The sequence below is a fragment of the Lacrimispora sphenoides genome (assembly GCF_900105215.1).
Classification (GTDB): Bacteria; Bacillota; Clostridia; order Lachnospirales; family Lachnospiraceae; genus Lacrimispora; species Lacrimispora sphenoides_A.
On the sequence record NZ_FOIP01000002.1, the window covers coordinates 2,092,527 to 2,114,591 of the forward strand.

The 22,065-nt window shown below is 45.0% G+C and carries 19 protein-coding genes; 1 reads left to right on the forward strand and 18 read right to left on the reverse strand.

Going from position 1 to position 22,065, the window contains the following annotated elements; all coding sequences use genetic code 11:
• Positions 1 to 56: 56 nt before the first annotated feature.
• The 3 genes from BMW45_RS26430 to BMW45_RS26440 form a co-directional block, all read right to left on the reverse strand.
• A complete protein-coding gene (locus BMW45_RS26430; RefSeq protein WP_092250914.1) occupies positions 57 to 911 on the reverse strand; it encodes a MurR/RpiR family transcriptional regulator in 855 nt (284 codons plus the stop codon).
• A 109-nt stretch (positions 912 to 1,020) separates the two neighbouring features.
• Positions 1,021 to 2,565 (reverse strand): metallophosphoesterase, encoded by a 1,545-nt coding sequence (locus BMW45_RS26435; protein WP_092250916.1) that lies wholly within the window; start codon positions 2,563 to 2,565, stop codon positions 1,021 to 1,023.
• Positions 2,566 to 2,689: 124 nt separating this feature from the next.
• Positions 2,690 to 3,862 (reverse strand): SAM-dependent methyltransferase, encoded by a 1,173-nt coding sequence (locus BMW45_RS26440; protein WP_092250918.1) that lies wholly within the window; start codon positions 3,860 to 3,862, stop codon positions 2,690 to 2,692.
• Positions 3,863 to 4,036: 174 nt separating this feature from the next.
• Here BMW45_RS26440 and BMW45_RS26445 point away from each other — a divergent pair, with 174 nt between their 5' ends.
• Entirely contained in the window at positions 4,037 to 4,969 is a 933-nt protein-coding gene (locus BMW45_RS26445) for a DMT family transporter (protein ID WP_092250920.1), read from the forward strand.
• Here BMW45_RS26445 and BMW45_RS26450 read toward each other — a convergent pair.
• The 15 genes from BMW45_RS26450 to BMW45_RS26520 form a co-directional block, all read right to left on the reverse strand.
• Positions 4,893 to 5,534 (reverse strand): 4'-phosphopantetheinyl transferase family protein, encoded by a 642-nt coding sequence (locus tag BMW45_RS26450; protein WP_092250922.1) that lies wholly within the window; start codon positions 5,532 to 5,534, stop codon positions 4,893 to 4,895. The two genes, BMW45_RS26445 and BMW45_RS26450, sit on opposite strands and share 77 nt — an antisense overlap.
• Before the next feature lie 18 nt (positions 5,535 to 5,552).
• Entirely contained in the window at positions 5,553 to 6,200 is a 648-nt protein-coding gene (locus BMW45_RS26455; RefSeq protein ID WP_092251202.1) for an MBL fold metallo-hydrolase, read from the reverse strand.
• A 370-nt stretch (positions 6,201 to 6,570) separates the two neighbouring features.
• Positions 6,571 to 7,869 carry a phosphopyruvate hydratase gene (eno, locus tag BMW45_RS26460; RefSeq protein ID WP_092250924.1) on the reverse strand — a complete coding sequence of 433 codons (1,299 nt, stop codon included), beginning with the start codon at positions 7,867 to 7,869 and terminating at the stop codon, positions 6,571 to 6,573.
• A 384-nt stretch (positions 7,870 to 8,253) separates the two neighbouring features.
• Positions 8,254 to 9,609 carry an NCS2 family permease gene (locus tag BMW45_RS26465; RefSeq protein WP_092250926.1) on the reverse strand — a complete coding sequence of 452 codons (1,356 nt, stop codon included), beginning with the start codon at positions 9,607 to 9,609 and terminating at the stop codon, positions 8,254 to 8,256.
• Positions 9,610 to 9,985: 376 nt separating this feature from the next.
• Positions 9,986 to 10,228: an RDAC family protein gene (locus BMW45_RS26470; protein WP_092250928.1), complete on the reverse strand. Its 243-nt coding sequence runs from the start codon at positions 10,226 to 10,228 to the stop codon at positions 9,986 to 9,988.
• Between the two features lie 8 nt (positions 10,229 to 10,236).
• The gene (gene trpS / locus BMW45_RS26475; protein ID WP_092250930.1) at positions 10,237 to 11,328 is read right to left on the reverse strand and encodes a tryptophan--tRNA ligase; all 1,092 of its coding nucleotides are present in this window, start codon (positions 11,326 to 11,328) and stop codon (positions 10,237 to 10,239) included.
• Between the two features lie 212 nt (positions 11,329 to 11,540).
• Positions 11,541 to 13,979 carry a homocysteine S-methyltransferase family protein gene (locus tag BMW45_RS26480; protein WP_092250932.1) on the reverse strand — a complete coding sequence of 813 codons (2,439 nt, stop codon included), beginning with the start codon at positions 13,977 to 13,979 and terminating at the stop codon, positions 11,541 to 11,543.
• Between the two features lie 28 nt (positions 13,980 to 14,007).
• Entirely contained in the window at positions 14,008 to 14,652 is a 645-nt protein-coding gene (locus tag BMW45_RS26485) for a vitamin B12 dependent-methionine synthase activation domain-containing protein (protein WP_092250934.1), read from the reverse strand.
• A gap of 73 nt (positions 14,653 to 14,725) precedes the next feature.
• On the reverse strand, positions 14,726 to 15,583 hold the full coding sequence (gene metF, locus BMW45_RS26490) for a methylenetetrahydrofolate reductase [NAD(P)H] (RefSeq protein ID WP_025233625.1): 858 nt from the start codon (positions 15,581 to 15,583) through the stop codon (positions 14,726 to 14,728).
• 200 nt (positions 15,584 to 15,783) lie between these two features.
• Positions 15,784 to 16,848: a hypothetical protein gene (locus BMW45_RS26495; protein WP_092250936.1), complete on the reverse strand. Its 1,065-nt coding sequence runs from the start codon at positions 16,846 to 16,848 to the stop codon at positions 15,784 to 15,786.
• A gap of 15 nt (positions 16,849 to 16,863) precedes the next feature.
• Entirely contained in the window at positions 16,864 to 17,190 is a 327-nt protein-coding gene (locus BMW45_RS26500; RefSeq protein WP_092250938.1) for a hypothetical protein, read from the reverse strand.
• Positions 17,191 to 17,335: 145 nt separating this feature from the next.
• Entirely contained in the window at positions 17,336 to 18,676 is a 1,341-nt protein-coding gene (gene ftsZ / locus BMW45_RS26505; protein ID WP_092250940.1) for a cell division protein FtsZ, read from the reverse strand.
• A 121-nt stretch (positions 18,677 to 18,797) separates the two neighbouring features.
• The gene (locus tag BMW45_RS26510) at positions 18,798 to 19,523 is read right to left on the reverse strand and encodes a cell division protein FtsQ/DivIB (RefSeq protein WP_025233629.1); all 726 of its coding nucleotides are present in this window, start codon (positions 19,521 to 19,523) and stop codon (positions 18,798 to 18,800) included.
• Positions 19,520 to 20,770 carry a UDP-N-acetylglucosamine 1-carboxyvinyltransferase gene (murA, locus tag BMW45_RS26515; protein WP_092250942.1) on the reverse strand — a complete coding sequence of 417 codons (1,251 nt, stop codon included), beginning with the start codon at positions 20,768 to 20,770 and terminating at the stop codon, positions 19,520 to 19,522. Before murA ends, BMW45_RS26510 begins: the two co-directional genes overlap by 4 nt.
• A gap of 68 nt (positions 20,771 to 20,838) precedes the next feature.
• On the reverse strand, positions 20,839 to 21,990 hold the full coding sequence (locus tag BMW45_RS26520) for an FtsW/RodA/SpoVE family cell cycle protein (protein ID WP_025233631.1): 1,152 nt from the start codon (positions 21,988 to 21,990) through the stop codon (positions 20,839 to 20,841).
• Positions 21,991 to 22,065 lie beyond the last annotated feature (75 nt).

A 22,065-nucleotide genomic window follows, 5' to 3' on the forward strand; every position in this document is an offset into this window, starting at 1 on the left:
TAGGTAAGACGGGTCTTTCCATAAAATAAACCGCCGGTTTTACCGGCGGCACTGATTTACTTCTTATCATCGGAAATAGCGATCTCATGACGCCTGATGCGGTCATGGGAATCTTTTTTGCTGACAGATAAAAACAGATACAATATTTCAATCACTGTCGTAGCCGACACTCTGGAAAAACAGAATTCTCCCAGAAGAAGCTTTTCTCTGGTGGCAGTCGTAATATGGTAATCACAGGCACGTCCAAGAGGAGATGACGAATTATTCGTAATGGCAATGGTTGGCGTATGGTTTTCCTTTGCAACTGCCACCAGAGTCATTAAACGCTTGGAAAAGCCGGAATTGGATATGATGATGATCGCATCCTCTTCCTTAAGATTGCAGGTATAAGCCATCTGTGTCTCCCAGATGGTACCGGATACGGTCGGAATCCCCAGTTGGTTGAATTTAAAAGAGCCATCCAGAGCGACCGGTATGGTATTTCCCACAGCAACCAGCTGTACGGTTCTGGCATGTTCAATCACAGACAAAATCCGGTCTAACTCATCCGGATCCATCATGGATATGGTCTGGGTCAGTTCCGCTACCTTATTGGCCAATATATTCTGAAGGGACTGAGCAATGCTGTCCCGGCTGATGTCATTGGAAACTTCAATGGAATTACCTCTTTCCTCTGCCACCTCTTTTGCCAGATTGATCTTTAAGTGATGAAAACCGTTAAACCCGCACCTTCTGCAGAATCTGGATACAGTGGCATCGCTTGTTCCGCTTGCTAAGGCCAGTTCCGCTACTGTCATATCGATTATTTCACTTTTATGTGCCAGAATATAATCCGCAATCTTTTTTTCCGCTTCAAAAAACGAATCATAGGATGAGCAGAGAACACCGGATACGCTAATATTTTCCTGCATAAACAAACCACCTCAAACTTTGTGCAATATTTTGTGTAATATTATTTCATAATTATATCACGATATGAAATTAATTGTAAAGAGGCGTCCCCTGCTTTTCCCTTCTGTTTCACTCCTTTTTCTGAAGATCATACTCCCAGGTATTGTGATCGTTACCTGTATCCTTAAGAATCATGCCGATTTCAGCAAACATCCTGCTGTCAGGCAGATTCCTCTGCCATAGACGGAAGGCTTCCTCTGACCGTATCTCCTTTGCATTAACAGGAATCCCTTCACAATAGGCTTTATTAATATCCCCATATAATCCTGCCATCTTTTCCACCTGCTCCTCCGGCAGGTTTTTGATTTTGCCGGAAACCTGGCTGCTGATCACATCTATAAGAAATTTCATGCCGTATTCCTTAAACTTCAGAAGGTTTTCATCGGAAACTCCCGCACTTTTTGCCCAGCGTTCCACATCCGTTTCCCTGGTAGTATAAACCAGTCTTCCATCCTCCGTCCATTTAAGAATGCCGTATCTGCAGGGAGAGATAGCGAAGGAGTCCGCCACCACCTCACTGATGTGGTATGCATCTTCCCGCTCTCCCGGTTCCGGCTTATGCTTCTTTGTCCTCTGCAAATGCAGATGACCGCTTATGTAAAGAGGAACCCGGTAAGATTCCAAAAGCTCTATCACATTCTGGCTGTTTTCCAGGGTGCAGTCGTTTGGATAGAGAATACTTTCCTTTAACAGGTTATGATGAGCCACCGGTATCACGGTTATCCCCAGATCCTTTGCCTCTACAAGTTGTTCATTCATCCACTTAAGGGTTTCTTCTTTGATTCTTCCCCCTACTTTATTAAGGGGTTCATACTGGGCGGAGTCAAGCATTAAAAGCCAGTTTTTTTTATCCAGCTCATAAACATAGCTTAAGGAATCCTCATCCCGGCTCCTTGCCTGGTCATATCCAAAGTTGCGGTAAATGTTATAAAAGCCTTCAGGATCCACGATATCCGCCACCTCCTTCTCTTTGCCGAAATAGGAGGCTGAAAAATAATTGTTGATATCATGGTTTCCAGGTATGACAAGCACCTTTACGCCCTTTTCTTCCAGTATCTCAAGTTTCTGAGCCAATGCCTCATGCCCTGCCTTTTCCCCATTAAGAGTAAGATCCCCGCTCAGAATCACGGCAGATGGCTTAAGTTCCTCCATTTCAGCCGTAAATGCATCCATGAGCTGAGGAATATAATGGACCAGCTTTCCATCGTCACCTTTTTCCATCTCTTCAAAGGCTTCCCCATAATCTGTCAGATCCGGAGAATAATAATGGACATCAGAGGCGACCACGATCACAGGAGGTTTATATTCCTCCGGCTCTTCCTCTTCTTCTATCACAGGCGGCTTAGCCGGCTGCTTTTTCCTAATCTCTTTCCTGGTTTCCGGCTTCGCCGTTTCACCATTTATCTCTGGATCAGGGTTTATATGATCATTTATTTCTGTACTTTCTTCCTGTCCTGATTTATCTGAGCTTTCCTCATAAGGACTTCCGGACGTTTCCCTCCTGTCACGATCGGAGGTATCCAGGTGATCCACAACCATGACAATGCCAAAGCAAAGGAGAATCATGATTGTATAAATCAGGACCAGGAGCCAGTTCTTTTTTCTTTTGTTCATGCGGTTACACAAAGATCCCTTTCCACTTCCTGTCAATTTTATCCTAAGGAATCATAACATGCTTTCACAAATACGGCAACTATTTCTCCTCAGTAAACGGCAGGACAGGCACGGTTTTTCTTAGCTATTCATACCACCTTGTCATAGGCAGGTGATTGTTTATCCCTTTGGATACAAGAATCTGGTGGAGATCAATGACCCCATTGTTAAACGTGGCGGCACAGGAGCTTAAATATAGGTCCCACATTCTGGCAAACTCTGTACCCATTTTCTCCTCGATTTCCGGAAGGTGCTCATTAAAATTCTGTCCCCATAAAAGCAATGTCTTACAATAATGACGGCGAAGGCTTTCCACGTCCAGGGTGTAAAACCGGTGTTCGCTTAGAATATTGATCATTTCCCGGAGACTTGGTATGGTGCCTCCCGGGAAAATATATTTCTTCATCCACGGATCACCGGGATATTCCTTCAGAGCGCTGATGTAGTGAAGAAGAAGCAATCCGCCGGGATTTAGTACCGACTCCGCATTTTTTACAAACAGCTCGTAATTATCCCTTCCCACGTGTTCCAACATGCCAACGCTGACGACCCGGTCAAAGGTTCTGCCCCAGCTTTTTAAATCCCGGTAATCCATTAATTCCACAGACACTCTGCCCGTTAAGCCTTCCTCTTCGATCCGTTCTTCAAATTTCTTTTTCTGCTCTTTGCTTAAGGTGATCCCAACTCCCTGCACCCCGTATTCCTTGGCCGCCTTAATCAGTAAAAATCCCCAGCCGCAGCCGATATCCAAAAGAGTCATATCCTTTTTTAAGTACAGCTTCTTTAATATCCTCTCCACCTTATTGCACTGGGCATCGTGCAAGGTATCACTTTCCGTCTTAAAATATCCACAGGAATAGCTTAAGGAATCATCAAGCCAAAGGCGGTAGAAATCATTGCCGATATCGTAATGGGAAGTGACCTCCTTCTCCTGATTCTTTTTGGACTGGGATGAAAAAATCAGCTTTCTAAGCTTTCCCTGATCCATTGAAAATTTCCCCATCTGGCCAAGGAAATGATTCAAAGCGTGATACAGATCCCCTTCCACGTCAAGGTTTCCTTTCATATAGGCTTCTCCAAGTGCCAGCGAAGTGCTGGTCAGTAAATCCTTGCCCTCAATATCCTCTTTTAAGTTCACAATAAACGCCGGATTCCCTTCCCCGATATGATAAGTCTCTCCGCGAAGATTAACATCAAAAGGGTGCTCGTCAAATCTCTGAAGAAAGGAAATTAAAAAGTTATCTGTCATGGTTTTCATGGCTTTTCCTCCAATCTGCTCTTTATTCCTAATGAGATTTATGCCCGATTTTTGTGATTTCATAAGCCTTGTTTTCAGCAAAGTTCCATTTTTTCAATATCAGAGGCATTCTGCAAGACATTTTTAATAATCTGTGTTAGAATCTAATAAAATTACTTACAGGAGAAGACAATCATGAATAAGCAGAACAATTTATACGGACATCTGGCCGCCGGATTCTCCATATTCGTATGGGGAACCACTTTTATCTCAACCAAAGTTCTTCTTGAGGCTTTTACTCCTCTTGAAATTTTGTTTTTCCGCTTTCTCATCGGCTATGTTGCCTTATGGCTGGCTTGTCCCCGCCTTTTGCGGACAAAAAGCAAAAAACAGGAATGTCTTTTCGCAGCCGCCGGAATATGTGGCGTTACTTTATATTTTCTTATGGAAAATTTTGCGCTCACCATAACCCTCGCTGCCAACGTCAGCGTAATCATTGCCGTAGCCCCATTTTTTACAGCCCTGTTTGACTGGCTGTTCTTAAAAGGGGATAAACCCGGCCCCCGGTTTCTGGCTGGATTTTTAATAGCTATCATTGGAATCAGCCTGATCAGCTTTCAGAAGTCAGCCGGCATGAAGATAAACCCCAAGGGAGATTTTCTTGCACTTGCTGCCGCTGTTACCTGGGCCGCATATTCCGTAATCACAAAAAAAATAGGAGAATACGGCCATGGGACCGTTGAAACAACAAGGCGTATTTTCTTCTACGGCCTTCTGTTCATGGTTCCTGCGCTGGCAATCCTCCCTTTCCGTCTGGGCTTTTACCGCCTTGCTGACACAAAGAATTTATTAAATATTCTGTTTTTGGGCCTGGGCGCTTCCGCCCTATGCTTTGCCACCTGGAATTTTGCCGTAAAGGAGCTGGGCTCTGTAAAGACCAGCGTCTACATCTATGCAGTCCCGGTAATCACCGTGATCTCATCTATGCTGCTGCTTGACGAACGCATCAGTTTCCAGTCTGCCTGCGGAATCGTGATGACCCTGGTCGGCCTTATGGTTTCTGAAAGTAAGGCCCGGTCAAAAGGCTTTCAGCTCCGGCAGAAAAAACAAGGTTCTGCCCAAAATTAATTTCCTCATCTCCCAGAGTGCATATGGAAAATACATAGCCCCCCTTCAGCATGGTCTGATGGAAGGATGCACCTGGGACAGAGCATGCAAAAGAAGCCTCCTCCTTCCATTCAAAAGAAATGGAAGTCAGGGGGACGGTAATACCTAGGCCTGCCGCTTTTAAGTAGCTTTCCTTTAATGTCCATATGCGAAAGAAATACTGGGAACGCTCTGACTCCGGTATTTCCTCCATACGGTGTCTTTCGGCATCAGAAAAAACCTTTTTAAGGATATTTTGCCGGAAGGGCCGTATCCTCTCCACATCGATCCCCACCTGCCTGTCTCCAATTGCGCAGGCTACCAGGCCATCTGTGTGGCTGATGTTATAATGGATGTGAGGAAAGTCCTTTAAATATGGTTTGCCATGCTCTTCTTTTAAAATGACCGGCTGGTCATTTAATTCAGAGTCCAATCCATATAAATCCTTAAGTCCCATTCGAAGAAGCTCTTTTCCAAGCCCGTGCTCCTGCTCCCTCTTTTCCTTTCTCTGGGTTGCTTCATACTTTTCCAGATAAATCCGTACCATACCGTCTTAAACCTTTGTCTAAATCCCTGTCCTGTTCCACGCCCGGTTTTCCACCGGACTTCCATGACCGAAATATACCTTTCTTGCGCCAAGAGCGCTAATCTTATCCGCGCTTTTTAACATCTCCGCCCTGTTCCAATACACCAGGGACAGCCCGGGATAAAACATATTCATCAGCGCATCACCTACTATGACAGCCTTTTCATCAAGATCAATTCCTATGGACCCTCTGGTATGCCCCGGCAGCCCCATGATCCTGGCATTGATTCCATAATCCTTCAGCCAGTCACCTTCACCGATAAAGATTTCCGGAGTAAACTCCGGTATCCGGTCCGTTTCAAAGCTTTTCGCCGTAACCTCCGCAACCGTCATTCCTAACATTCCCTGAAAACGGAGGGGTTCCTTAAAATTGTCCTTTATAAGGCTTAAATCTTCTTTATGAAGGGCCACCGGTACTCCCAGTTCCTTCCTAAGATAGGCTGTATTCTGCACATGGTCCGCATGACCATGGGTGAGCACAATCAGTTCCACCTTCGTTTTCCGGCACTGGGCCAGTACTTTTTCTTCAAATCCGTTCCTTCCAGTATCTACAAGAACGGCTCTTCCATGTTCCTCAATCAGATAGGTGTTCACACTTCCGCATCTGATCCTTTTTACTTCTGCCAACTTTTTCATCTCACTTTCAAATACATTATTTCTCTGCCGGAAAATGCCCTTGGCACCATTACGCTATTGTTCATTGTATTGAAAGAAAGCCTTGTATATTCCCGATTTTTCCTCTATCTTTTTCTGTAAATACAATCAATTACTCCGTTTACCGTCTTCGCGGATCGCACCTGTTTTCCCGTTTTTTCAAACAGGCTTTGGCTTCTTACGGCTTATAGCATATCATCCTTTGTCCCTTTCATCAATTCATTTTCCAATCCGGAACAAAGAGTCTGCGAAATAAAATACCGCGCTTTAGTTTCGCTGCTTCAGAAGTAAAAAAGGCCCGGCAGGTCTAAAATGCCAGACCTGCCGGGCCTTTCTCCATTCCTTATGACCGCCGGATATGGAACGCATCCATTCCCGGATAAACCGCGCTTTCTCCCAGCTCTTCTTCGATCCGAAGCAGCTGGTTATACTTTGCCACACGTTCGCTTCTGCTAGGTGCTCCCGTCTTGATCTGACACGTATTAAGAGCAACCGCCAGATCTGCAATGGTGGTATCTTCCGTTTCACCAGAACGGTGGGAAGCAATGGCCGTGTAACCTGCACTGTGAGCCATCTTAATCGCTTCAAGAGTTTCCGATACGGAACCGATCTGGTTCAGCTTAATCAGAATGGAATTGCCGCATCCGTTTAAGATTCCTCTCTTTAAACGCTCTGTATTCGTAACAAACAGGTCATCACCAACCAGCTGGATCTTGCTGCCCAGTTCTTTCGTAAGCAATTCCCAGCCTTCCCAGTCTTCTTCATCAAGAGCATCCTCAATGGAATAAATAGGATATTTTTCACACAGTTTTTTCCAGTGTTCGATGAGTTCTGCTGAGGTAAAATGCTTGCCGCACTTAGGAAGGATATACTCGCCCTTCTTTGCACCCTTCCACTCGCTGGAAGCCGCGTCCATAGCCAGAACAAAATCACGCCCCGGTTCATATCCTGCTTTTCTGATGGCCTCAAGAATCAATTCAATAGCAGCCTCGTCACTATCTACATCCGGAGCAAAACCGCCTTCATCTCCTACTGCGGTAGCCAGGCCCTTTGCCTTTAATATGGACGCCAGGCAATGGAATACTTCTGTACACCACCGGAGACCTTCTTTAAAACTGGAGGCTCCTGCTGGCATGATCATAAATTCCTGTACATCTACGGTATTGGCAGCATGAGCTCCACCGTTTATAATATTCATCATAGGAACCGGGAGACGATTGCCGGTTATTCCGCCTAAGAAACGGTAAAGGGGAATTCCCATGCTCATAGCCGCCGCCCTGGCACAGGCGATGGATACTGCCAATATGGCATTGGCTCCCAGTCTGGACTTATCCTGTGTCCCATCTGCGGTAATCATTGCCTGGTCAATGGCGTAAATGTCGGAAGCATCCATTCCCGTGATCGCGTAATGGATCACTGTGTTAATATTATGAACCGCATTTAAGACACCTTTTCCGCCATAACGGGCCTTGTCCCCATCCCGAAGCTCCAGAGCCTCAAACTCACCGGTAGAAGCACCGCTTGGCGCCGCTCCCCTGGCCATAGTCCCATCTGCAAGATGTACCTCAGCCTCTACGGTAGGATTTCCTCTGGAATCAATTATTTCTCTACCTATTACTTTTTCAATCTCCAGATAATTCATGGTTTATCTCCTTTTCTTTTAAATGTTTTCCACTATGGAAAGGATCCCTTACTGGAATTCTTTTCAATTTACCTTATCATCTTTCATCATCATAAAGGTTACACTTCTGATGCCGTTCTCTAAGCTGCTGACTTAATCAAAATTTTGATCCGCCTTGGCAGCCATACTCCATTAATATGGCTTATTTCCATTATTATTATGAGTTAGTTTGTCCTAATTCATAGAATGATCATATCACATTTTACCAGAAATTTCAACACTGACATTGATAATTATTACTGATTTTTCCTTTAATGAGAAAAAAAGCTTCTGCCCCAGCGTGATACTGGGACAAAAGCTTAAAATTTCTGCAGAATCCACCAATGAATATTCTAAAACCTGAACTTACAGAAAAGCCTGTAATGCAAAGTTTACAATAAACAGAATGGTTGCTATTATAATAATAGGATTTAACTCATTTGCTTTCTTTTTACAGATCTTTACGATGCAGTAGAAAATAAATGCTGTTGCAATTCCATAGGAAATGCTGTAGCAAAGTGCCATAAACACGCCTGCAAAGAAGGCAGGAACTGATTCTTCTAACTGACTCCAGTCAATCTCCTTGAACGAAGAAATCATCATACAGCCAACAATAACAAGAGCCGGAGCCGTTGCTACAGATGGAATTGCACTGATAAAGGAGGCTAAGAATGCACTTATGGCAAAACAAACAGCTACAACTACGGAAGTTAGCCCGGTACGTCCGCCAGCTCCGATACCTGCTGCACTTTCCACATAAGTGGTTGTGTTTGAGGTACCAAAAATGGCTCCAATGGAAGTCGCTGTTGCATCTGCAAATAACGCTTTATCCATCTTGGAAGAGAACCCTTTGCCTGACTCTAAGGAAGCTTCATCTTCCGCACTAAAGATTCCGCTTCTGCGGCCTGTTCCAATAAAAGTTCCGATGGTGTCAAAGGTATCGGATAAGCTGAATGAGAAAATAGTTATTAATACCAGAGGAAGCTTAGCCGCATCGCTAAATAAGGCGGGAAGTCCTTCTGCCGTAAAAATTACTCCGAACGTCGTTGGAAGCACTGATAAAGCTTCTGAAAAGTTCACGGTATCTCCTGTCTTTGTAATGCCTAACGGAATACCGATCATAGTTGTTAAAATAATACCGATTAATATACCGCCCTTTACATCCATAACAGTTAATATAACAATTAATATAAGACCAATAATAAATAAAATAAGAGCTTTTGTTGAAATCACTGACATTGCTGGAACGCCTGCTGCAAAATTGATGGCACCTGCATTCAAAAGACCTATGTAAGCAATGAAGATACCAATGCCTCCGCCGATGGCATTCTGCAGACTTACAGGAATGGCCTTGATGATATACTTACGTATCCTGGTTACTGTGATGAAAATGTTAAGGAGTCCGCAGACGAAAACCATTGATAAAGCCTGCTGCCATGTAAATTTCAGTCCAAAGCAAACAGTGTAAACAAAAAATGCATTTAAACCCATACCTGGTGCCTGAGCATAGGGTACATTGGCTACAAGCCCCATAACTAAAGTCCCTATAATCGCAGAAATAATGGTTGCTAAAAATACAGCTCCCCACTCCATACCTGCCTGGCTTAAGGTATTCGGATTCACGATAATTATGTACGCCATGGCAAAAAATGTGGTGATTCCAGCAATAATCTCAGTAGTAACATTCGTTCCATTTTCCTTGAGTTTAAAAAACTGCTCCATGGTAAAACTCCTTTTCATTTTATTTTGAGAGATTCTCGTTTTTTAGTTACCTCTCTATTATATCTATTTTTTCTCATCTCTTCAAGAAAATTTAATAAAATTTTAATGTTTTGTTTATTATTATTTTTAATTTGATTTATTAGCATATTTAATATTTAAAAAGTAATAATTAATACTGCTTATTTAACATGGGTTGCTGGCGCGCATTTTTACAGTTTAACTGCTATTTCAGTGGGAGCCCGAATGTATGAGGGGATAGGTAGGCGTTAGGATGTGAAAAGCTCATCGTTTAGGTCTTGTTTTTGGTATTGAAAAAGCCGGGAAGGTACATAGAATAAGATTCTATTATACCTTCCCGGCTTTCCTGTCTCAGATATCACAACAGCCAGAAGTCTGTTTTACCTTCTCCATATTCCAGCTTAAAACGAAGTCTGCCAAAAAACTCCTCCAGAGCCTCATAAAGCTCCTCCCATTGTCCGCTGCTGGTTGTTTCCTGGAATGTTTCGATCCAGCACGACTGTTTCCCACAGGCGTCCCTTAAATGGATCTTAAATTCCAGGCCTTTGTTTTTGATAAATTCATTGCATTGTAAGATCTCGGTGATAGAAACAATCTTCATATACGCCTCTATTCCTGGCCCTTATACTTCCTTGCCTGCTCCTCAATGTACTCCAGATCATCAAAATAATTGATCTTCATGGCATCTTTCACACCCTTTAAGGTCCGGGCTGCCATTGCCTCAGCTTTGTCACTTCCCTCTTTTAATATCTGGTATACGTAAGGGATGTTTGCCTCGTATTCTTTTCTTCTTCTGCGGATAGGCTCTAACTCTGCCTGAAGGATGCTGTTTAAGAACCGCTTCACCTTCACATCGCCTAAGCCGCCCCGTTTGTAGTGGTCTTTAAGCTCGTCAAGATTCTTATAATCCGGCAGATATATTTCAAAATCTTCATCTTTGCAGAATGCATCAAGGTAGGTGAATACCGTATTTCCTTCCACCTCTCCTGGGTCGGAAACCTGGATGTGATTCGGGTCTGTATACATGCTCATGACCTTTTTCTTTACTTCTTCTTCCGGATCGGATAAATAGATGCAGTTTCCAAGGGACTTGCTCATCTTGGCTTTTCCGTCGGTTCCTGGAAGACGTAAGCAGGCCTTATTATTCGGAAGCAGGATCTCCGGCTCCACAAGGGCTTCGCCGTAGACGGAATTGAACTTCCGTACAATTTCCCTGGTCTGCTCAATCATGGGCTCCTGATCCTCTCCTACGGGCACTGTGGTGGCCTGGAACGCCGTAATGTCAGCTGCCTGGCTGATCGGATAGGTGAAGAAGCCTACTGGGATGCTGGTTTCAAAGTTTCTCATGGCGATCTCAGATTTTACCGTAGGATTCCGCTGCAGCCTGGATACGGTTACCAGGTTCATATAGTAAAAGGACAATTCCGTAAGCTCCGGGATCTGGGACTGGATGAAAAGGGTGCATTTCTTCGGGTCCAGACCGCAGGAAAGGTAATCCAGCGCAACCTCTATGATATTTTGACGAACTTTTTCCGGATTATCGGCATTGTCCGTAAGTGCCTGTGCATCCGCTATCATGATAAAAATCTCGTCAAATTCACCGGAATTCTGCAGCTCCACCCTGCGCTTTAATGAACCAACGTAGTGGCCGATATGGAGCTTACCGGTGGGCCGGTCCCCTGTTAAAATAATCTTTCCCATTTTTACCTCCAGATATTTTGTATCGTAAATCCGTAGTGCAGGGATCGAATCCGGAGGATTCGATCCCTCACGGGCATTCGCCCTATGAAACAAGCCATGAAAAGATTTTCTTATGTGCGAGCACAACGAAAATCTTTTCATGCCCTGTTTCGCACTACTCATTGCTTTCGTGGATATTATACCATTCATTCGATATTTGTCAATCGAACGTCTTATTTTACCTGAAATAGTCCTTCCGCATAATTCACTGAAGCCATGGCATCCCTGCAGTACTGATCCGCACCAATGGTTTTTGCATATCCTTCCGTAAGAACCGCACCTCCTACCATCACTTTTGTGGAAGGAGCGGTTTCCCTAAGCTGCCTGATGGTCTCTTCCATGCTGGGGACGGTGGTGGTCATGAGGGCGCTTAAGCCTACCAGCTTTACTTCATCCTTCACTGCGGTTTCCACGATCCTTTCCGGAGGAACATCTTTTCCCAGGTCAATAACGTCATAGCCGTAGTTTTCCAGGAGGACCTTAACAATATTCTTTCCGATATCGTGAATATCTCCCTTGACCGTAGCCAGGATGATCTTTCCCTTTTTCTCCTGTGCTACGCCGCCTTCCGCCATCTTCTCTTTTATGACTTCAAAGGCTGCCTTGGCCGCTTCTGCGCTCATCAGAAGCTGTGGAAGGAATACTGTTCCATTTTCAAAGCCCTTTCCTACCCGGTCAAGTGCCGGTATCATCTCCCCATTTATAATGGTTAAAGGCTCCTGCTCTCTTAAAAGCTCTGTTACTGCTGCATATGCACGATCTTTAAGGCCTTTTGCAATGCTTTCTGACAGGGACATCTCCCCTCCGGAAACGCCTCCTGACAGAGAAGAGGTCCCTGGCCTCACGGTCTCACCCAGAGTAGCTACCTGGCCGCTGTAAACCGTGATGTAGCCACTGCACTGTGGATCCATATCTGCAAGAGTCAGGAAGCTGTAATAGGAACGCATCATGGCTTCTGATTTGGGGTTTATGATGGCTGCGCTTAGGCCGTTTTGTAGGGCCATTGTGAAAAAGGCGGCATTGATGATTTCTCTCTGCGGAAGCCCGAAGGAAATGTTGGAAACGCCAAGTATGGTCCTGCCTCCCAGCTCATCTCTGACCCGTCTTAAAGTTTCAAGGGTCGTCAGTGCTCCCCGGCTGTCAGAGCTTACGGTCATGCAGAGGGCATCTATTATAATATCTTTCTTATCAATTCCATATTCTGCGGCCTTATTGTAGATTTTCTTTGCAACAGCGATCCTGCCCTCTGCTGTTTCAGGAATGCCGTCTTCATCAAGGGCAAGAGCGACCACAACGCCTCCATATTGTTTTACCAGAGGAAAAATAGCCTCCATCACTTCTTTTTTCCCATTTACGGAATTAATAAGAGGCTTTCCATTATAAACCCTCATTGCCCGTTCCATTGCCTCTATATTGGAGGTATCGATCTGAAGAGGCAGGTCGATGATGCTCTGAAGCTCCCCTATCACTTCCACCATCATGGAAGGCTCATCAATTTCAGGAAGTCCCACATTCACATCCAGGACATGTGCTCCATTGTCCTGCTGAGCCACTCCCTCACGGAGAATATATTCCAGGTTATGATCCCGAAGGGCCTGCTTGAATTTCGATTTTCCCGTTGGATTGATCCTCTCTCCGATGATGATCGGTTCCCTGTCAATCACAACCGCCTGTGCATAGGAAGAGATCACGGTACGGTTTTTCTTATCCGGCAGTCTCACAGGAAGGTCTTTGCAGAGAGCCACTGTTTTCTCAATATGTTCCGGCGTGGTTCCGCAGCAGCCGCCGATCACACAGGCTCCTTCCTCTGCAATTTCCTTCATAGCAGCCGCAAACTCAGCCGCATCGATATCATATACCGTTTTTCCGCCTTCGCTTCTTGGAAGTCCTGCATTGGGATTGACGATGACCGGTATGGAAACCACCTTCATGATATCCCTTAAAATGCCCTTCATCTGTATCGGACCCAGGCCGCAGTTGATTCCCAGGGCGTCAACTCCCAGGCCTTCTAAAAGGGCAACGGTAGATTCAACATTTCCTCCGGTTAAAAGCTTTCCTTTATCATCAAAAATCGTGGTCACGAATACGGGAAGACTGCAGTTTTCCTTTGCAGCCAGTACAGCCGCCTTGGCCTCGTAGCTGTCGCTCATGGTCTCAATGAGCACCAGGTCAGCTCCCTCCCGCTCTCCGATTTTAACTACCTGGGAAAACATTTTGTAAGCATCCTCAAAGGCCAGATCCCCTAAAGGCTTTAAAAGCTTTCCTGTAGGGCCTAAATCAAGGGCAATATACCCCTTTTCCTTTCCGGCCGGATAAGAAGCTGTCTCCACCGCATTCTTTGCATTTTTTAAGGCTGCAGTCACTACCTCTTCCAGATCGAATTCCGCACCTTTATAAAATTTCAGCCCATTGGCTCCAAAGGTATTTGTTTTTATGATGTCTGCACCTGCTTCCAGATAATCACGGTGAAGCTTTGTAATGATATCCGGATGCTTTACATTCCATGTTTCCGGCAGTTCTCCCGGTTCCAGGCCGTTTGCCTGCAAAAGGCTTCCCGTTCCACCGTCAAAAAATACAATCCTCTTCTTTATCTCTTCTAAAATCGCTGCCATACATTCCCTCCATCTGCGTTTGTATCTTCTAATCTCTCCGGTATGCACAGTCCGTTTTTCCACAGGATTCGCATCCCTTTATCTCACAGCGGTAAGGCTTTCCGCTGACTCCCATCACCGCTGTGACAGACTTGGAAGGGGTCATGAGAAGGCTGTCCGTCAGCATGATACCGATCCTTTTAGGCGTTTCTAAAACTGTCGTAATATCCTTCTGGCATTCTAAGGGGAAGTCTCCGTAGCCCGGGCTGAACCTGGGCCTTAAATACAGCTGCCTGTCCTCATACTCCTCCTTCAGCTTCCGGTTCTCTTCATCACAATATTCCTCAATCATGGCGGTGGCCGCTGCCTGCATGGTGACCGCCTTGCTCATCTGCAGTTTTGTATACTTATGCAACAGCACATCCACCCCTGCACCTAACGTAGCAGCAAATAAGATCACCTGTTCACAATCCTGTAAATTCCGGCTTAAATTCCGGCTTCGGGTCTTAAATACGGTAAAATCGATCCAGTCATCAGAAAGCAGCTCCAGGGGATATACCCGGCTTATGCTTTTAGGAGATGCCGCAGCCATTAGCTCCCTGATACATTCCTCAATCAGGGTATTTACGGCTTCATCACCTTCATTTTTCCCGTATCCCAGATATCGCCGGATCTCTCTTCGGCTGATTTCCATTGCTGTTCCTCCGTTTTTTCATTTTAAATGGGTCCGCCCCTTTTTTAAAGGAGCCGGACCCTGGTTAAAAGAATCACAATATCTCGGAAAGGTTCTCCTTGATTTTTAACGCCACATCCGGCTTATTCATGGAATAAACATGGATGGCATTCACTCCGTTGGCGATAAGGTCAATGATCTGTTCTGTGGCATAAGCAATTCCCGCCTGCTTCATGGCTGCCGGATTATCTCCGAACCTGTCCACTATGGCCTTGAAACGGGAAGGCAGATAGGTACCTGACAGTTGGCAGCTTCGGATGATCTGCTTTACATTGGTGACAGGCATGATTCCTGCGACGACCGGAACCGTGATTCCTTTTTCCCGGATGCGGTAGAGGTAATTGTATAAAATGTTATTGTCAAAAAACATCTGGGTGGTAACGAAATCGCAGCCTGCTTCCACCTTCTGTTTTAAGTAATCCATATCAATGGTCTTGCTGACGGATTCCACATGACCTTCCGGATAGCAGGCCGCGCCAATGCAGAAATCCCCGGCTTCCTTTATCTCCCTGATCAGCTCAGAGGCGTAATGGTATTCCTTTTTAGCAGGAGCATCGGTAGGCATATCTCCCCTGAGAGCAAGCACATTTTCAATTCCAGCCTCTTTCAGTTCACCAAGAACCTGGTGTACCTTTTCTTTTGTAGAGGTTACACAGGTTAAATGAGCCAGAGCCGTCACATGATGCTGGTGATGGAGTGCAGAAGCGATATCAACGGTATATTGGCTGGTTCCTCCGCCTGCTCCATAAGTGACGCTCATAAAAGCTGGTTTCAGCTTTGCGATCTCTGACGCAGCCTGTTCCACTGACTCATATTTATCCTCAGTTTTGGGAGGAAACACTTCAAAGGATAGGGTTGGCTTTCCCTGGCTCAATATATCTTTAATTTTCATGCTGTCTGTCTCCTATCTTTCGTTTCATCATTAGCGCCTATATATTTTGGGCATAAAGGTATACCCTAAGGGTGTTTCAACATTAACGCCCATGCACTTTGGACATAGTAGCCCTTTGGGCATAATGGCATGCCCAAAAAGCTACTTTTTATTATTTTAACACTTTACCACAAAAAACTGCTTCCCGCAATAGATTCTGCTTACGTCTCCTGGCTTTCCATCACCTGAGGATTGCTGTAAGAAACGTAAATTCTGACCCCATCCTTGGTAAGATAAAGGTTGATATCAAACATCCCTTCTGTAATGAACGCTCCATCTTCCTGCCATTCTCCTGTTCCGGCCTGTTCCATAATAGCAGGAATGCTGCTTTCTTCCTGAGGAATACCTGCTCCTGTTTCTACAAGACTTAAAAACTCTCCTAAAAAGACAAGGGAATTTTCCCGGTCTTTCAGGGAAGAAATATAATCATGAAGTTCTCCGGTAGCAGTATCATAATTAATATCTACATACTGATATACGTAATCTTCATCTCCTGGATCCAGCTGACTGGTTGCCTCATCTTCAAAGGTGAAGCTTTCCACGGTCTCATAATAGGATATGGGGCCGCCCTCATCTTCAAACTGATAATTATCAGAATAAACAGCACCCTCTTCTATCTCATAGCCATAGTTGGTTTCGTTAAAAAACTGCTCCATGGAAGCTGCGACCTGTCTACCGTCAACTGGAAAATGATCATAGCCGTTACAAGACTCCCCAATTGCCTTTACATCCTCTTCTAAAAGCTCCGTAAAGCCGGAATCATCATATGGAACGGCTGTCTCATAGTTACTGATCTTTTCGTCCGTTATGGTCCGGTTTACCGTTCCAATGATCCTTGGAAGAATATTGATAATAGCAAACAGAGCAATGGATATCACCACAGGCACAGTGGAATTCTTCTTTCCTTTTTCCTGGCCTGGCCGGGAAGGCTGTGACGGATTATGGCTGCCTGCCGGCTTAGAGGAAGGTCTTCCCACATTTTGCCTGGGGTTTACCGGCCTCTCAATCGTACTTTTCCGTCCTGCCGCTCCCTGTACATTCCTTTTCTGCGGCTTTCCGGCTCCATCTGGATTATGAACATCATGGCTGTTATTATCCGGGCGCCTTTCATTCAAATAATACTCCGAATTCCACAAAAGGGGCTGGCGGATCAACTTCCTGCACATCGGGCAATAATTCGCCTCATTAACCGGATGATCACAAATCGGACAAATCTTCTTCATCATCCCAAAATCCCTCCTTTATCCCAGTACCAGATGAGCCACGGCAATCTCGTCATCCTCCCTGAATCCCTGGGCACAAACCTGTATATCATAAACATATTTCTCCTGTAGTCCGGTAATGAAAGCAATCTCAGCAATATTCTTTCCTTCCTGAGCCAGCACCAGCACCTGATGAACATCTGCTATTGTCTTTTTCAACAACTCATCCGATAGACCGAAAGGCTCAAGGTCAGCCGCTTCTTTATCTGACTCTGTGATAAAATCTTCCAGAGACAGGCTTCTTTCATCTTCTCCGCTGTTGTAGTAATCCTCTGAAATCTCCCAATCCTGTTCTCTCTCTGACATTCTGCCACTCCTTTCATCTTATCTGCCCATGCTTTTTGGGCATAAAGTTATACCTGTAGGGTGTTTCATCTTATCTGCCCATGCAGGGTATTTCAAAAACAGACAGGTTCATCGGAACCTGCCTGATTATGTAATCTGATAAATTTTATCTTTTATTTCTCAAAAAATCAGGAATATTGATCTGAACTTCCTTATTCACAGTCGGACGATAAGGCTGTCCGCCTCCCTGGGGAGTACCCTGAGGGTTATTCTGCCCTGCATAATTCGGCTTCTGATAATTCCCTGCACCGTAGTTCTGATTTGCATAATTCTGGTTATTATAGTTACTGTTATTATTTGGATAATTCTGATTGTTGTAAGCTGGATTGGAATAATTCGCATTCCCGTAATTAGGATTATAATTCTGGTTATATCCAGGGGTTGCTGCAGTGGCGGCAGCCTCCTGATTCCCGGGCTGGGTCTGAGGTGCTGCTTTCGGCTGTTTAAAGTTAGGGTTGGAAAAATTCGTCATAACCTTGGATACCGGAGTCTCAGACTGCATGTCCAGACCTGTGGCGATCACGGTGATGCTGGCTTCATCATGAGCATTCTCATCATACATTGCTCCAAAGATAATATTGGCATCATCTCCTGCCATCTCCTGAACGTAGCTGGCTGCTTCATTGGCTTCAACCAAGCTGATATCACCGGAAATGTTGATGATGACGTGAGAAGCGCCCTCAATGGTAGTTTCAAGCAATGGACTGGATACCGCCTGCTTCACGGCTTCTAATGCCTTCTCATCACCCTTTGCCCTGCCGATACCGATGTGGGCAATGCCCTTATCTGTCATGACAGTCTGTACATCTGCAAAGTCCAGGTTAATAAGTCCGGGTACATTAATTAAATCCGTAATACCCTGTACGGCCTGCTGAAGAACTTCATCTGCCTTCTTTAAGGCATCCGGCATGGTAGTACGTCTGTCTACGATTTCCAGAAGACGGTCATTAGGGATAACGATTAATGTATCTACACTCTCTTTTAAACGTTCAATACCGTTAACGGCATTGCTCATACGGGTTCTTGCTTCAAAGCGGAAAGGCTTTGTTACAACACCAACGGTCAGAATGCCCATATCTTTTGCGATCTTAGCCACAACAGGTGCAGCTCCGGTACCGGTACCGCCTCCCATTCCGCAGGTAACGAATACCATATCCGCGCCCTTCATGGTCTGAGCCAGCTCGTCCGCATTCTCCTCTGCCGCTTTTTCACCGATCTCAGGCTTGGCACCTGCACCAAGACCTTTGGTCAGCTTCTCTCCGATCTGCATGGCTGTAGGAGCCTTACAAAACTGTAAAGCCTGCTTGTCCGTGTTGATTCCTAGAAATTCCACACCAGCTATATTCTCATCTATCATGCGGTTGACCGCATTATTTCCAGCACCGCCTACTCCGATTACCAGAATTCTTGCGGCATTGTCCGCCTCATTTATCTTAATCTCTAACAAGATTATATCCTCCTTTAACCATAAACAGCTTACTCTATAAACCTAATTAATATAATATTTGATTTTACCAAAAATATCAACCACTTTTTAAACAAAATTCCAAGCAAATTATGTAAATTCATTAATTCTTCACAAAACGGTAAGATGTGACTGTTTCCGCCTCATCATAAGTATCCAGATACAGAGTCCCTGACAAACCTTCTAAAACAGGAAGCTGATCCTTCAGCTCAGAGATTTTTCCATTCATCTGGTCATAGCTTCCAAGGAAAACACGGATATCTCCCATAACAAGAGTAGCATCCCCCCGGGAATCATAACGGATCTGGTCTACAGGAATTGCCTTCGTTGATAAAAGCTGAGTCAGGTTCAGAATTTCATTGAAAATCTTCCCCTTTTCCACCGGAAGGGGCTGGTGCAGGGCAATATGCCCGAACTGCAGCCCCGTGACCCAAGGAACTCCTTCCAGCTTTCCGCTGGAGCTCTCTACCACGATCCCGTCCTTATCAAAATACATATAACTGCCCATATAGGATACATAGCCTACCACCGATTTCTCATAGACGATCACTTCCACTCTTACCGGGCTTAAGAATACGATTTTGTAATCTTCTACAAAAGGGATCTGTTCATGTTTTTTAAAACGATCCTTATAGAGACAAAAAACCGCATTCCGGTCCCAGCTGTCCTTGAACAAAATATCAACGATCTGTTCCGATGTATACTTTTTATTACCGCTCACCGTAATATTCCTGATCTGCAGTGACAAAAAGATGGCAGTTCCCAACAAGATCACGGCAGCTGTAATTCCAAACTTAATTTTTCTTCTGCTCTTTTTTAAATCATTCATTGCATCCCTCTGATCGCTGCACCAAGACTGCTCAAGTCACGGCAGATGTCTTCATATCCTCGTTCAATATGATGGCACTCATGAATCTCAGTCACGCCCTCACATGCCAGCCCTGCAACTACAAGAGCCGCGCCTCCCCGCAGGTCCGTAGCTGTTACACGGTTTCCCTTTAAAGGAAAAAGTCCCCGTATGTCAGCACGCTTCCCCTCTATTATAATATCTGCGCCAAGCTTATGCAACTCCTTTGCAGTTCCAAATCTTCCCTCAAAGATTGTTTCTTTAATTCTGCCGGTACCTTTTGCGGATGCCATGACCGCCATTAGCTGAGACTGAAGGTCCGTGGGAAAGCCCGGATAGGGTTCTGTTATGACATCTACACAATCGGGGCGTCCCCTCATGGATACTTCCAGGCAGCTTTCATACCGTTTCAGCTCCGCGCCCATTCTATCGGCAAGTGAGATGGCGGAAGCTAAATGTCCGGGTTGTATTCCCTGTATTACGACATCTCCCTCAGCAGCCATGACAGCCATTAAATAGGTTCCTGCGACAATTCTGTCCCCTGCCACAGTAAATTCAGAGTCACAAAGCTCGCTTACGCCTGTAACTGCCAGAATGGAAGTACCGGTTCCATGTATTTTAGCCCCCATATTGTTTAAAAATTCACATAGGGTGATGATCTCCGGCTCCTTTGCGGCTCCATGTATCACGGTAATCCCCTGGGCATACACAGCTGCCATCAGGGCATTTTCCGTGGCTCCCACGCTGGGAAAGGGAAAATAAATATGGTTGCCCGTCAACTGATTTGCGGACACCATAAGCTTATCACCCTTCTCCTCAATGATAGCACCAAGTTTCCGAAAGGCAGATAAGTGTAAGTCTATGGGTCGCTCTCCTATGGAACATCCTCCAGGGAAGCTGGTGACCGCATTGCCAGTCCTTCCAAGCAAGGGACCGGAGAGCATGATAGAAGAACGCATGCTTTTTACATACTCTTCCGGTATCTCCGCCTGTGTCAAATCCCGAGCATCAATTGTCAAGGAATGGCCGTCAAAGCAGCATATACATCCAATATGCTCAAGTATCCCCAGCATACAGAACACATCCTGTATCCTGGGGACATTATGAATCACTGTTGTACCTTTATGGAGAACCGCCGCTGCCATCATGGGCAGAACAGCATTCTTGGAACCCTGAATTTTTATCTCACCTTTTAAGGATCGTAACCCCTGGACCTGTATGACTGACAATCCGGTACCTCCCATGGCTTCTTATATACTATCCTATGTTAAAAGTGAGAGAATGTTTTCACATCCCATTATTTTTCCAGCTTTATCTGGTTGGAAACGCTTAAAACCATGCCCATTTCCATCATCAAAAAAAGGACAGAGGTACCTCCATAACTGATAAAAGGAAGGGTGATACCGGTATTTGGTATGGTATTGGTTACAACCGCAATATTTAAGATAACCTGTATGGCAATATGTCCCATAACACCTACAACAAGCAAAGCCCCAAACAAATCCGGTGCATTATCCGCAATGAGCATGAACCGGTAGATCATGAAAAGGAATATCAAAATTACAGAAACCGCTCCAAAAAGCCCAAGTTCTTCACAGATGATGGAAAAAATCATATCATTTTGTGCTTCCGGTACAAACCCCATCTTCTGTATGCTCTCTCCCAGCCCTCTACCTACCAGGCCGCCGGAACCTATGGCATACAGCCCCTGAAGCACCTGATAACCTCCGGTCGAGGGATAAGCCTCCGGCTCCAGCCATACCAGGATACGGCCCAGCTGGTAATCATGAAGAATATTAAGCTTTTCCAGAACAGCAGCCATAGGTCCGGCAAAGGCCAGCGCGCCTACACCTGCAAGACCACAGGCAAAAAACGGCCATTTCTTTTTACACGCCACAAACAGCATGACAAAAGCGATCCCAATGATGATGATTCCGGAGCTTAAGTTATTTGCCGCTACGATTCCCGCTATGGGAAGGGTCGTCACAATAACCAGAAGAACGCCATTTCTCGTGTTAATATTCCTTCCCATCTGAACAATCAGAACAGCAAGCATGACAATCAGAGCAATTTTTACAAATTCCGTAGGCTGAAAGGAAAGGCTTCCCACTCCCAGCCACCTTCTCTTACCGTTTACTTTACGCCCAACTAAGGATACGGTAATCATCAAGACATAAGAAAGAGCATAAGCAAACACAGCGAACTTCGCGTACCAGTGGTAATCCAGTTTGGATATCACAATCATGATAACAAAGCCTGCCAGGGCTATCTTGGCCTGCCTCATCATGAAATAAGCGGCGTCATTGAATTTAAGCTGGGCTGCATAAGAGCTGGCGCTGTAAATCATGACCAAACCAAAAACAGACAGAAATATAACAGTAAACAGAAGACTGTAATCATAAAAACGGCGCGGTTTGTTTTTTTTCTTCACTGGCCCTTTTTCTGCCATATCATTCCTCCTCGCCAACTGTTGATTCATTTTTATTTATATATCATCCACCATGCATTCATCATTTGGCGGAAG

Excerpts from the sequence above, each read along its gene's own strand:
- BMW45_RS26430 (WP_092250914.1), bottom strand. The coding sequence starts at position 911 with ATGCAGGAAAATATTAGCGTATCCGGTGTTCTCTGCTCATCCTATGAT.
- BMW45_RS26435 (WP_092250916.1), bottom strand. The coding sequence starts at position 2,565 with ATGAACAAAAGAAAAAAGAACTGGCTCCTGGTCCTGATTTATACAATC.
- BMW45_RS26440 (WP_092250918.1), bottom strand. The coding sequence starts at position 3,862 with ATGAAAACCATGACAGATAACTTTTTAATTTCCTTTCTTCAGAGATTT.
- BMW45_RS26445 (WP_092250920.1), top strand. The coding sequence starts at position 4,037 with ATGAATAAGCAGAACAATTTATACGGACATCTGGCCGCCGGATTCTCC.
- BMW45_RS26450 (WP_092250922.1), bottom strand. The coding sequence starts at position 5,534 with ATGGTACGGATTTATCTGGAAAAGTATGAAGCAACCCAGAGAAAGGAA.
- eno (WP_092250924.1), bottom strand. The coding sequence starts at position 7,869 with ATGAATTATCTGGAGATTGAAAAAGTAATAGGTAGAGAAATAATTGAT.
- BMW45_RS26465 (WP_092250926.1), bottom strand. The coding sequence starts at position 9,609 with ATGGAGCAGTTTTTTAAACTCAAGGAAAATGGAACGAATGTTACTACT.
- BMW45_RS26470 (WP_092250928.1), bottom strand. The coding sequence starts at position 10,228 with ATGAAGATTGTTTCTATCACCGAGATCTTACAATGCAATGAATTTATC.
- trpS (WP_092250930.1), bottom strand. The coding sequence starts at position 11,328 with ATGGGAAAGATTATTTTAACAGGGGACCGGCCCACCGGTAAGCTCCAT.
- BMW45_RS26480 (WP_092250932.1), bottom strand. The coding sequence starts at position 13,979 with ATGGCAGCGATTTTAGAAGAGATAAAGAAGAGGATTGTATTTTTTGAC.
- BMW45_RS26485 (WP_092250934.1), bottom strand. The coding sequence starts at position 14,652 with ATGGAAATCAGCCGAAGAGAGATCCGGCGATATCTGGGATACGGGAAA.
- metF (WP_025233625.1), bottom strand. The coding sequence starts at position 15,583 with ATGAAAATTAAAGATATATTGAGCCAGGGAAAGCCAACCCTATCCTTT.
- BMW45_RS26495 (WP_092250936.1), bottom strand. The coding sequence starts at position 16,848 with ATGATGAAGAAGATTTGTCCGATTTGTGATCATCCGGTTAATGAGGCG.
- BMW45_RS26500 (WP_092250938.1), bottom strand. The coding sequence starts at position 17,190 with ATGTCAGAGAGAGAACAGGATTGGGAGATTTCAGAGGATTACTACAAC.
- BMW45_RS26510 (WP_025233629.1), bottom strand. The coding sequence starts at position 19,523 with ATGAATGATTTAAAAAAGAGCAGAAGAAAAATTAAGTTTGGAATTACA.
- BMW45_RS26520 (WP_025233631.1), bottom strand. The coding sequence starts at position 21,990 with ATGGCAGAAAAAGGGCCAGTGAAGAAAAAAAACAAACCGCGCCGTTTT.